A 10,522-nucleotide genomic window follows, 5' to 3' on the forward strand; every position below is an offset into this window, starting at 1 on the left:
AGACTATCCGCGCCCGTGACCGGATTCGCCTACTGGCCGTCCGATTCGCTGTCGAGTTGCTCGGCCCGGCGCATCGCTTCGACCATCTTCTCGATGGCGTCCAGCGACAGCGGGGATAGGCCGACCATGCGTTCGGCGATGTTCTGTACGCCGAGTTGAGTGAGGCCCTCGCGGATCTGCTGCTGCCTCCGCTGGTCGTCCTCGCTGAGCTGCGGTGGGGGCGGGTCTTCACCGAGGATCCAACTGACCGACACGCCGAACAACTGCGCGAGCGCCGTCACGACCTCGGTCGAAGGGTTGGTGTGCTTGCCCCTCCGCAGACCGCTGATGTAGGCGTGGGTGATGGCCAGCCCCGGATGAGTGCGCGCCATTTCACGCTGGGCTTGACGGGCGGACCAGCCCTTGAGCTTCAACGCTTCGTCTAGCCGCTCGGCGAAGGTTGCCACTGCCACTCCATTCCTTACGCCCGGCTTGCCCTATTAAGACGCCGTTCGCCTACATGCAATCTGTTCGCCAACAGTACACGTCCGATAGGAATGATAGCCGTCAGTTGACAAAACTCGCCTCCGCAGGAAGGATCATCGCTCCGGCGGTAAGCCACCAGACAAGCTCGCCAGCCTCCGTCGCAACGATCTCTTCCCGTATCGAGTCGTAGCCCGATGCGGGGTGCCGGGAGATGTCTGGACTGGACCCGTCCGCGCACATGGGCGGCGTGTGACGTCGGCGGCGGAGAGGACAAGGACCAACTCGATGGTCAGTTACGAGGTGCGCATGTGGCTGCTCAGCATGGCGACCATGTCGGTAGTGAGCTGGGTAGCGACGGCGTCGTCCCTTCTCATCCTGATCGACGCCGACAGGCTGACCGGTCATGCGGCGGTGCTGCTGCTGGTGTGGATTGTGGCTGTATCTGTACCGGTGACGTTTCACACCATCTTGTACTGGCGACGTGTGCGCACCACTCGCCGAGTGCTCGCGCTCGGACGGCAGCACGACACGGTTGTTCGAGGCTTCGCCGAGGAGATCACCAGCCTACGGTGAGAATGGTCGTTGAGCCGCCGGGGGAGGACGCCGGCGTGCGGGGCCTCCACGTACTTCCAGCTCGGCGCCTATGCGGCGCGCCACTGGATGAACTGACCGCCCTATCTGGGCCGGAGTATCCGCAGCTGGGTGCCGTACGCCTCCAACGTTGACTGAAGATGCGCCAGCAGGGCCTTCTCCATCTGAGTCCGCTCTGCGGCGGTAACCCCTTTTAGCGCGCGTATCTCGCCGAGCATCTTGTGGAGATGCTGCTGCAGGGATTCGGGTGTGAGGTCCGGGTCGATGGTAGCAAGCGCTGGATCGGCCTTGGTCCGCTCGCGGATCCACTCGCGGAACAGCTCGGCTGCCGTTGGCCGGCCCCGCTGGTCGAGGTCGTCTGGGCTTATGACGACGTCGTTCGCCAGGTCGTTGACCGCGGCCGCCATGAGCACGATCTCCCGGTCTTGCGGGTCCTTCTCGCCTGATTCGATGCGTCGCCACGCGGGTTCGGAGAACAGCTCGCCGGACAAGTCTGTGGCGTGCTTGGCGGCGGCGCGGACGGAGATGCGCCGCCGCAGAGGTCCTGGATGCTCTCTGCGGCTGGCTATGAGTTGAACCACTTCTGAGGGCTGGCTGATGTCGGCCACGGCTTGTCCGTGTCCTTTCGTGGCGGATGAAGCGTCATTTGGGTCTTGGCGCACACGGTATCAACAAGTGCGCCAACGCTTCTATGACATCTAAAAGTAATCGATTACTCTCCGTGACAAATACCAGGTAGCTGGAATGACGCGCTTGACGCGTCAGACGTTGCAAGACGCGTCAAGAGACGATAGTGTCGGTTATGTCGGTACGTACATGTGTGACCGAAATAGGACCGCAGCGACGTACCTGCCTGACTTGAAACCACAGCCCTCACCGAACGGAGCGCCATGCCCGGCATCCTCCGCTGGGAAGATCCAGCCCCTCGAACCCCCGCAAGCGACGAATACGCACCCCTCGCCGCCGAGCTCATGAAGAACCCCGGCAAGTGGGCGGTGATCGCCGAACATCCCGACACCCAGGAGGGCAGGCGCGCGGCCAGCCGCCTGTTCAACGCCGCCAAGCACGGCTATCTCGGCTTCCCCCGCGTCGGTGGCGGCACCTTCAAGGCCACCACCCGCACCGTGAACAACGGCGACGGCACCAGGGTCATCACGGTCCACGCCATGTTCGACCCCGCCACCTGATTGCGGAACCGCAATCAGCATGACCGACACCACAACAGCGCCGACCCTCGACGACCTGGTGCAGCTCATCGCCACAAGAGCCGCACAGCAGTGGGACTCCCAAGCCAAGTCCGCACTCACCCGTCTGCTCGCCGACGTCCTCGGCGACTACGACGCCGCCTACCGGCTCATCGAGGAGACCGGCCGAAAGCTCCTGGCCGCCGAATACGAAGAGGACCACCAGTGAAGATCCTTCCACCGGGCTTCGACATCACCCGCGACATCCCCACCGTCGAGGAGGTTGCCGACTACATCGGCACCATCACCGCCGACGAGCGTCAGCACCCGTACGAGACGGTCCCCGAGCGGCGCCAGCCTACCTGGCGTGGCGGCCCCAAGCTCGACCCGACGACCGAGGACGAATACCGATTCGGCTGGTTCGGCCAGGCCGACTATGACGGGCACCTCGGCGGTGGTGCGTGAACATCACGGTCCGAGAGGAGGAGCGGGACGAGTACGACCCGCAGCACGCCGTCCCCACCGACCACGGCCGCTACTACATCGACCCGGCGTGTGACCTGGACGACCCCAACCGGATGAAGATCTCGGTCACCAACGCCATCGACCAGCACATGATCGAGGCGCTGGCCCCCGCCGCCGCGAGGGACACCGCGATCTGGCTGATGGACAACCTCCCCGCCGCGAACCGCGCGGCCGCCGACCCCGACGACATGGAGGAGTTCATCCGGCTGGCCAAGGTCCAGTACCGGGTCCAGTGGGGCAAGAAGGCCGACCTCGGCTCCCGCGTCCACGGCATCGCCGAAGCGATCAACCTCGGCGCCCCGTACATCCCGGACGAGGAAGCCGCCCCGTTCGTGAACGCCTACCTACAGTTCCTCGCCGATTTCGGGGTGGACATCCGCCGCGACATCAAGGCGGCCGAGTGCACGGTCCTCAACCGCACCATCCCCTACGGGGGCACGAGCGACATCTGGACCGACCTGCGCTTCAACGGCCCGACGTCGCCGATCATCCCGAGGTTCAAGCCGCGCGCGGTCCCGGCCGATCCGATCCCGACGCCGTCCGGGCTGTGGCTCGTGGACATCAAGACGAGCCTTACCAAGCCTGCCAGCGCCGTCTACGACGACAACGTGATGCAGCTCGCCGCGCTGCGGCACGCGGAGGTCGCGCTGGTGTGCCCGCCCGAGTGCCGGTACGGCGAAACCGAGCACCACGACGACAGCCACGAGTTCGAGGTCCCCGAGTTCGTCGGCACGGCGATCCTCAACCTCCGCACCAACGGCTACGGGTTCGTGCCGCTTCCGGCCGACGCCGCCGCGTTCAAGGCGTTCTGTGGGCTGCTGCCGGTCGCGCACTACGTCCACGGGCTCGAGATGCGCGGCTTCAAGCCCATCCAGCCGCCGAAGAAGACCACCACCAGGAAGGACGCCGCCTGATGCCCATCGACCCCTCCGTACTGCAGCGCCGCCACTGGCAGGACGGCCGAATCCGCCTCGGCATCAAGAAGACCAGCCAGAACGGCAACCAGTACCCCAGCAAGATCGAGACGTTCCGCTTCACGTCCCCCTCGGAGGAGATGATTCGGGGTGTCGCCGAGCTGTACGGCGGCCAGGTCAAGCCATGGCAGTCACCCGAGGGCCCGCAGTTCGAGGTCATCACCGCTGCGACCCGCATCCCCGTCATCGTGCCGCCCAACGGGCTGTCGCAGAACATGGAGCTTTGGGAGAGCAAGGTCTGCGTCCGCCGCTGCACCGGCGTGACGATGCAGCCGCCGTTCGTCGGCCCCTGCCTGTGCGGCGCTACCAGCGACTTTGATAGCCGCCCCTGCAAGCCCACCACCCGGCTCGGCGTCTTCCTCAAGAGGGTGCCAAGCCTCGGCCTGTGGCGGCTCGACAGCAAGGGCAAGAACGCCGCAGCGGAGCTCCCGAACGCCGCCGAATTCCTCGCACACGCGGGCACATACGTGGACGCCTGGCTGTACATCGCCAAGCGCAACGGCACGATCATCGACCCGAGGACCAAGCAGCCCAAGCCGACGACGTACATGGTGCCGGGCCTGACGATCGAGGGCATCGGGTTCGACGAGCTGATGTCGGGGGAGGTCGCACGCCGTTCCGAACTGGCCCGCGCCGGCGAGGGTCAGCGGGCGATCGAGGCCGCGCCCACGACCGACTACCTGGCGATGATCGCGGCGGCCGGTGACTACGACTCGGTGGTGGCCATCTGGCGGACCGCCAAGCAGGACCCGGTGTGGGCGAGCCGCGTCGAGGAGGTCGAGGCGGCGGCCAAGGCCCGCGTCGCCACCTTCCCCAAGCAGCAGAGCAGCGGCGCACCGCAGGGCCAGCACGCCCCGGCGGCCACGGAGCCCTCCGAACCCGCGCACGAGGAGGAACCCCCCGGAGCCCCGACTGGCGGATACCAGCAGCAGGGATCGGACACGCCGCCGGCGGCGAGCGACCCCGAAGCGGACCGTCTGCGGCAGCACATCATGACGGCCTGGGCAGGCACGACGAGCCAGCTCCACACCGCGTTCCGCGAGCGGACCGGCACCACTATGAAGGCCGCGAACCTGCAGCAGCTCAAGGAGTTTGCCGACAACCACGGCAACCCTGCGGCGGGCCCGATCGCTGACGAACCACGCAAGGCGTCCGAACGAGCCGAAGCGCTCCTTGAGTCGTACCGCGAGCAGGGCGCCGCCGCGGCGGCCGACGACGGCGAGGACATCGTGGAAGCGGTGGTCGTCGAGGACGAGCAGCCGAAGCCCAGCGCCACGAAGCTGCGCGAGCTCGGCGTGTGGTTCGGCGAGGCCGGGGTCACCATCCACACCGGGAAGGGCGCGACCAAGGCCAACGACGAGGCCCGGTTCGCCTGGATCATCGAGCACCTGGGCGTCACCGTCACCTCGACGAAGGAGCTGAACGCCGCTCAGGTGAGCGACGCCACCAAGCTGCTAATGCAGCAGGCCGCCGCCCGACGCAACGACCTGCGGCAGAGCATCGTAAATGTCTGGACCGACCTCGACGGCAGCAAAGAGGAACTGTCCGCCGTGTTCCAGCAGGTCATGAACAAGCCGGTCGGCGAGGCGTCCAACGCCGACTACCGCGCGTTCCTCGACAAGCTCAACAACAGCGAGGTCACCCCGGACGGCGGCCAGTGACGACGCTGACCCACGACCAGCGGGCGGCCATCCGCGCCGACCGGCTCGCCAGAGTCAAGCGCGACCGCGAGCAGCGCGCCGCCGTACTCGCCCAGATCGCGGAGCACGCCGGGACATGCGGCCGCCGCGACTGCCTCACCTGCAAGGCGTTCCGTCTGCTCGCCGAGTACGTGCCGTTCGAGCCCACCATCCGCGAGGAGTACGAACACGTCCGCCAGCAGCTCGACGAGCTGCGGGAGCGCCTGGAGCGGATCCGCGATGTGCACCAGACCATCGCCGACGCCGCCCGATCCGGTACCCCGCTGGCCCGGACGGTGCCTGACGCCGCGTGGGTCGTCTCCATCCGACTCGCGACCGCCTGGTACGGCGAGGACGTCGAAGACCCCTACGCCCCGCTCAAGCCCGACTACCTCTGACCACCCTGCCCGGCGCCCGCGGCCGCGCGGGTGCCGGGCGCCCTCGAGGGAGAAAACGACATGAAGACGATCACCGTTGACTACGACGACGTGACCCCTGCGACGGTCGAGAACCGGCTGTCCAACGGCGAGGCGACGCTGGCCATCGGCAACCGCCGCTACCCCGCCGCGCTGAACGACCGGGCCGCCCTCATGGAGGCCCTGCAGATCGCCGACAGGCTGTCGGGCTCCGTCGTCGCCTGGCGCGGCGACATCGTCGGCGCGCTGCAGAAGCTCGACGCCGACGACCGCGCCCGCGAGAACGCCACCGTGTGAACCCCAGCACCACGGCGCGGGCCTGGGCCGGTTCGCGCCGCTCCACCGCCACACCACGGGAGACCGGATGAGCACCAACCTGCACGTCACCGACCCGCACATCACCCCCGACGTTGCCGCGCATGTGCTGTTCCACCTCGGCCGCGGCGGCTGGCCCGGCAGCACGTTCATGCAGAAGCTCCTGCAGGCGTTCGACGTCGCCGACGCGCTCAACCGCGTCCGGCTGGCCGCCGGGTTCCCCGAGTACGCGGCCGCGTTCGAGCTCGCCAAGAACCACGACGACGGCGTGGCGTTCCTCACCGCCCTCGTAGACGACAACCACTAAGGACCATCATGAGCCGCTACACCATCCCCAACCCGCCCGAATGGCCCCACACGCGAGTCATCACGGTCGGCTGGGACGGACCCCTCAACACCTACTGGGCCACGGCGTTCGACCCTCCCACCTCCGTCGAAGAGGACGACGTCGAGGTCTTCTGGATCGGATACACCCCATGCGAGCTGCCCGACGTCGAATCCCTCGTCACCGCGCTCCGCGAGCGCGGCGTAGAAGTGCCGCCCTTCACCGTGGAGGCGCTGCGGATGGACAAGCCGATCGAGGGGGAGAACTTCGCGGGCCGGCCCGCCAGCCTGATCATCGCCGAGATGGCGCGGCCGCACGTCCCCGCCGACCAGCAGGCGCGCATCGACGCCGCACTCCAGGGCGGCGCGCGATGAACCGCAACGACAACTCCAGTCTGTGGGGCTGCGGAATCCTCGTCCTCGGCGGCCTCATCCTCCTGGTGGTCGCACTGATCAAGCTGTCCACCGCCCGCGTCGAGACGATCACCGTCAAGGACAAGGAACGGGTCTGCGACAGCTCCAACTCGTGCCGCTACCTCGTCTGGGACCGCGACGGCGACGTGTACGAGAACACCGACGCCTGGCTGTCCCTCAAATTCGACTCCTCCACCCTCTACGGCCAGCTGGAGGAGGGCCACACCTACCACGTCAAGGTCAACGGCTGGCGCGTGCCCGCGACCTCGTCCTACCCGAACATCCTCAGCATCGAAGGCGAGGTCACGAAGTGACGATCGAGATCAAGGTCGAGCCGTACCAGAGGTACTTCGCGATCGCCGCGGCCCTCGCGTTCTTCGTCGGCCTGATCATCTTCGGCGGTGTGTGGGCGCTCGTCATCGCAGTCGTCTGCCTCTTCGTCGGGACCGCGTTCGGCCTGGTCGTCGGCGCTGAGTTCATGCGCCGCGACCTGGCGGACGAGATGGCCGCGCTGCGCGCCCAGTACGACGCCGCGTCCGAACTGGCGTACAAGCTGAACACGGAGCTGCAGGGCGTGGCGCAGCGAGCCGAGTCAGCCGAACGCGACCTCATCGCGACCGTCGCCGAGAAGACGTCGCTCCGCGCCCAGCTCGACGGACTCCAGGCGGACGGCACGGCGTGATGAAGGACCTCCTGGCGGCGATCGGCGCGCTCAGCGTGCTGGCCGCCGCCGGGCTGCTCGCCCTCTCAGCGCTCAGCATCTGGGCCCAGGAACGCCGCTCTCGAAAAGACCGCGACCGCCGAGCCGCCCGGCCGGCCGAGCAGGTCGCCAACGACACGGCCCTGTGGTCCGACTTCTTCCTTGACCACGACCTGCACAAGGTCCTCCAAACCCCGAAGGAGTGGCGAGAATGACTCGCTTCCACGTCGTTGGCCTCGACCTATCCCTCACCGCCACCGGCATGGCCAATGGCCTGGGCTGGTGCGAGAAGGTCGGGCGCGGCGGCATCACAAACATGCCCCTGCGCACGAAGTACCGGATGATCAACGAGCTGGCCAGCCGAATCATCGTGCTCACCAACGCCGAGAAGGCTGATCTCGTCTTGGTTGAAAAGCTCGTATTCAACCGGCAGGACGGCGGCCGCGGCGGCGCTGGTGAGCGCTCTTACCTGTACTACCGGACGATGGGCATCATCTCTGAGGCCGGGGTGCCCGTCGTGGAAGTGCCGCAGGGCACGCTGAAGACGTACGCCCTCGGCAAGGGCAGCGGCTCCAAGAACGAGATCGTCGATTCGATCGCCCGCCGCCTCCCGATGTTCGCCACCCGCGGCGACCACAACATGGCTGACGCCGCAACGCTCGCCGCGATGGGCGCCGACTACCTCGGCCACCCGCTGGCCGACATGCCGAAGGCGCACCGCGCCGCGCTGGACAAGCTCACCTGGCCGGAGGTGACCCAGTGACCCACGACCCGCTCGCAGTAGCTCGGCGCCGCTACGGACAGAAGCGCCGCAGTCAGATGAAGGCAGGCACCTGGCGGGGCCTCGTCGATGCCGAACAGGCACGCCAGCACGTGCGGAACCTGCACCAGACCTGGCTCGTCAGCTACGACGCCATCGGCGAACTCGTCGGGATCTACGGCATGACGGTCAAGCACATCGCCGAGGGCACCCCATCCCGGCAGTTGCCCCCGCCAGCCCGGATCACGGCGCGCATCTCCGACGCACTCCTCACGGTGACCGTGGACGACCTGCCGGAGAACTGCATGGTCAACGCGGTCGGATCCATGAGACGTCTGCGGGCGCTCTCGGTGGCCGGATGGTCGGTGCGTCAGGTGGCGGGCCGCTCGGGAGCCAACTGGGTAGGACTTAAGATCCTTCGCCGCGGCGAGAGGACCACGGTCCTCCTGCGGACCGCCCGCCTGATCAGGGACGCCTACGAGGAGATGATCCAACTCGACCCGCACGATCACATGCGTGCATCCGCCCTCACCATGTGCCGCACGGAGGCGGCCGCCAACGGATGGCACCCCCCAACGGCGTGGGCCGACGACATCGACGACCCCGACGTCAAGCCGTGGGAGATGGTCCGCTGTTCCATCGGGACTTGCGTCCACGGGTCGAAGGACGAGCGGCTGCTGTGCGAACAGCACCTGGACAGGCTCAAGGAGCGGGGCACCCTCGACGGGCTGCGGGTCATGCGGAACAGCAAGGCCCTCCTCGAGGACGCCCGGTACATCCTCGCCACGGACCCACCCATCAACCCCGACACTGAGGAGATCGACGGGGACCGTCTCGCTGAACGGCTTGGCACGAACTGGGCAGCGCTGGAGCGGGCCCTGCTCCGGGCGAACATCAACCTCGGCCAGCTGCGGGTGTCCGCATGAACGCACCTGTAGAGAGCGGAACCGCTATCAGGAGCGATGACACGGCAGCCGACGTCATCTCCGAAGCCCTGGCGGCAGGCACGCCCATCCTCGACGCGCTCGGCAACGCCGGGTACCGCGTCATACGGCCCGAAACCGGGCCGGCCTGGATGCCGCTCACGCCAAGGAGCCTGGCCAAAGTCCACAAGTGCGCGGACCTGATTAACGACGGCAAGACGCTGCAGCAGGTTGCCGCCGAAATGCGGGTGTCGCTCCGCCAGGCCGAACGGTACAGCGCGGCCGCCCGGGAGATGGGGCTGACCAGGCGGAGGGACTAATGACCCGATGGCAGCACCGCGCCGCCTGCAAGGACGAGGACCAGGCCCTGTTCTACGGGCCGGGCGAGGGCGAACCCCGCGAGACGCCACAGGAGAAGGAGCGGCGGGTCAACAAGGCCAAGGCGATCTGCCGCGGCTGCCCCGTCCAGACGGAATGCCTGGAGTTCCACCTGCGGATCAGCGCCCCTCAGCACGGCGTCGCCGGAGGCCTCGACGAGGACGAACGCACCACGTACCGGCGCCGCCAGCAACGCAAAGCAGCACGAGAAAGACATCCCAGGAGTTTGAATGTCAAGCCGTAGCACTCTGAGCGCGATGCGACCAAGCGGTTGCTTCGTCATAGAGCGTGCCGGTTTTCAGGCAGCCGTGCAGGATGCCGACGAGCCGGTTGGCGAGCTGGCGCAGCGCGGTGTTGTAGCCGACTCCACGGGCGCGTTGCTTGTCGTAGTAGGCGCGGGCACCGGACGAGACGCGCAGTGCCACCGAGGCCTGGGTCATCAAAGCGTCGATGAGCCGGTCGTTGTGCACGAACCGGGCCAGAACGCTCTTCTTCTTGCCCGAGGCTCGGGTGATGGGGCTGGTCCCGGCGTAGTTCTTGCGGGCCTTGGCGCTGGCGTAGCGGTCGCGGTCGTCGCCGAACTCTGCGAGCACCCGGGCGCCGAGGATCGGTCCCAGCCCGGGCTGGGAAACAATGATCTCAGCGGCCGGGTGCTGGCCAAAACACTCCTCCACCTGCCCCTGCAGGGTCCTGACCTGCTCGCCGATCACGGTCAGGACCGCGACCAGGGCTCGGACCGACATCGCATAGGCCGCGGTGACCGCCTCGGGCTGGCCCAGGTGCTCGGCGCGCAGCGCCGTCTGGATGTCGGTGGCGCGGGCGGCCAGGTCGCCGCGGCGGCGGGCACGTTTGAGCGCCGCGCTGACCTGGCTGA

General features: G+C 67.5%; 20 protein-coding genes. 17 read left to right on the forward strand and 3 right to left on the reverse strand.

The annotated features are described in order from the left end of the window. Positions 1-29 precede the first annotated feature (29 nt). Positions 30-446 (reverse strand): helix-turn-helix domain-containing protein, encoded by a 417-nt coding sequence (locus EJK15_RS42565; RefSeq protein ID WP_171074858.1) that lies wholly within the window; start codon positions 444-446, stop codon positions 30-32. Positions 447-750: 304 nt separating this feature from the next. On the opposite strand from EJK15_RS42565, the gene EJK15_RS42570 reads away from it, so the two are divergent. Beyond that, on the forward strand, positions 751-1,038 hold the full coding sequence (locus EJK15_RS42570; protein WP_138716160.1) for a hypothetical protein: 288 nt from the start codon (positions 751-753) through the stop codon (positions 1,036-1,038). A gap of 101 nt (positions 1,039-1,139) precedes the next feature. On the opposite strand, the gene EJK15_RS42575 is transcribed toward EJK15_RS42570, so the two are convergent. After that, on the reverse strand, positions 1,140-1,664 hold the full coding sequence (locus EJK15_RS42575; protein ID WP_138716161.1) for a hypothetical protein: 525 nt from the start codon (positions 1,662-1,664) through the stop codon (positions 1,140-1,142). A gap of 282 nt (positions 1,665-1,946) precedes the next feature. Here EJK15_RS42575 and EJK15_RS42580 point away from each other — a divergent pair, with 282 nt between their 5' ends. From EJK15_RS42580 to EJK15_RS42655, 16 genes are all read left to right on the forward strand, one after another. Then, positions 1,947-2,243: a hypothetical protein gene (locus tag EJK15_RS42580; RefSeq protein ID WP_138716162.1), complete on the forward strand. Its 297-nt coding sequence runs from the start codon at positions 1,947-1,949 to the stop codon at positions 2,241-2,243. Positions 2,244-2,262: 19 nt separating this feature from the next. Beyond that, positions 2,263-2,469, forward strand: coding sequence for a hypothetical protein (locus tag EJK15_RS42585; RefSeq protein ID WP_138716163.1), 207 nt, complete (start codon positions 2,263-2,265; stop codon positions 2,467-2,469). Next, complete coding sequence (locus tag EJK15_RS42590; protein ID WP_138716164.1) at positions 2,466-2,705, forward strand: hypothetical protein; 240 nt, start codon at positions 2,466-2,468, stop codon at positions 2,703-2,705. The genes EJK15_RS42585 and EJK15_RS42590 overlap by 4 nt, the downstream gene beginning before the upstream one ends. Then, on the forward strand, positions 2,702-3,679 hold the full coding sequence (locus EJK15_RS42595) for a hypothetical protein (protein ID WP_138716165.1): 978 nt from the start codon (positions 2,702-2,704) through the stop codon (positions 3,677-3,679). The genes EJK15_RS42590 and EJK15_RS42595 overlap by 4 nt, the downstream gene beginning before the upstream one ends. Then, positions 3,679-5,400: a recombination directionality factor gene (locus tag EJK15_RS42600; RefSeq protein WP_138716166.1), complete on the forward strand. Its 1,722-nt coding sequence runs from the start codon at positions 3,679-3,681 to the stop codon at positions 5,398-5,400. Before EJK15_RS42595 ends, EJK15_RS42600 begins: the two co-directional genes overlap by 1 nt. Next, the gene (locus EJK15_RS42605; protein WP_138716167.1) at positions 5,397-5,816 is read left to right on the forward strand and encodes a hypothetical protein; all 420 of its coding nucleotides are present in this window, start codon (positions 5,397-5,399) and stop codon (positions 5,814-5,816) included. Before EJK15_RS42600 ends, EJK15_RS42605 begins: the two co-directional genes overlap by 4 nt. 60 nt (positions 5,817-5,876) lie before the next feature. Continuing rightward, entirely contained in the window at positions 5,877-6,131 is a 255-nt protein-coding gene (locus EJK15_RS42610; protein WP_138716168.1) for a hypothetical protein, read from the forward strand. 67 nt (positions 6,132-6,198) lie between these two features. Beyond that, positions 6,199-6,456 carry a hypothetical protein gene (locus tag EJK15_RS42615; RefSeq protein WP_138716169.1) on the forward strand — a complete coding sequence of 86 codons (258 nt, stop codon included), beginning with the start codon at positions 6,199-6,201 and terminating at the stop codon, positions 6,454-6,456. 8 nt (positions 6,457-6,464) lie between these two features. Next, positions 6,465-6,848 (forward strand): hypothetical protein, encoded by a 384-nt coding sequence (locus tag EJK15_RS42620; RefSeq protein WP_138716170.1) that lies wholly within the window; start codon positions 6,465-6,467, stop codon positions 6,846-6,848. Next, positions 6,845-7,201: a hypothetical protein gene (locus EJK15_RS42625; RefSeq protein ID WP_138716171.1), complete on the forward strand. Its 357-nt coding sequence runs from the start codon at positions 6,845-6,847 to the stop codon at positions 7,199-7,201. The genes EJK15_RS42620 and EJK15_RS42625 overlap by 4 nt, the downstream gene beginning before the upstream one ends. Next, positions 7,198-7,569, forward strand: coding sequence for a hypothetical protein (locus tag EJK15_RS42630; protein WP_138716172.1), 372 nt, complete (start codon positions 7,198-7,200; stop codon positions 7,567-7,569). The genes EJK15_RS42625 and EJK15_RS42630 overlap by 4 nt, the downstream gene beginning before the upstream one ends. After that, the gene (locus EJK15_RS42635) at positions 7,566-7,802 is read left to right on the forward strand and encodes a hypothetical protein (RefSeq protein WP_138716173.1); all 237 of its coding nucleotides are present in this window, start codon (positions 7,566-7,568) and stop codon (positions 7,800-7,802) included. Before EJK15_RS42630 ends, EJK15_RS42635 begins: the two co-directional genes overlap by 4 nt. After that, a complete protein-coding gene (locus EJK15_RS42640) occupies positions 7,799-8,350 on the forward strand; it encodes a RuvC family protein (RefSeq protein WP_138716174.1) in 552 nt (183 codons plus the stop codon). The genes EJK15_RS42635 and EJK15_RS42640 overlap by 4 nt, the downstream gene beginning before the upstream one ends. Continuing rightward, complete coding sequence (locus EJK15_RS42645; RefSeq protein ID WP_138716175.1) at positions 8,347-9,273, forward strand: hypothetical protein; 927 nt, start codon at positions 8,347-8,349, stop codon at positions 9,271-9,273. The genes EJK15_RS42640 and EJK15_RS42645 overlap by 4 nt, the downstream gene beginning before the upstream one ends. After that, the gene (locus tag EJK15_RS42650; protein ID WP_138716176.1) at positions 9,270-9,590 is read left to right on the forward strand and encodes a hypothetical protein; all 321 of its coding nucleotides are present in this window, start codon (positions 9,270-9,272) and stop codon (positions 9,588-9,590) included. Before EJK15_RS42645 ends, EJK15_RS42650 begins: the two co-directional genes overlap by 4 nt. Then, positions 9,590-9,892 (forward strand): WhiB family transcriptional regulator, encoded by a 303-nt coding sequence (locus EJK15_RS42655; RefSeq protein WP_138716177.1) that lies wholly within the window; start codon positions 9,590-9,592, stop codon positions 9,890-9,892. The genes EJK15_RS42650 and EJK15_RS42655 overlap by 1 nt, the downstream gene beginning before the upstream one ends. Here EJK15_RS42655 and EJK15_RS42660 read toward each other — a convergent pair. Then, a partial coding sequence (locus tag EJK15_RS42660; protein ID WP_138716178.1) for a transposase occupies positions 9,882-10,522 on the reverse strand: 641 nt, incomplete at its 5' end. The two genes, EJK15_RS42655 and EJK15_RS42660, sit on opposite strands and share 11 nt — an antisense overlap.

The sequence above is a fragment of the Nonomuraea basaltis genome (assembly GCF_005893125.1).
GTDB classification, from domain to species: domain Bacteria; phylum Actinomycetota; class Actinomycetes; order Streptosporangiales; family Streptosporangiaceae; genus Nonomuraea; species Nonomuraea basaltis.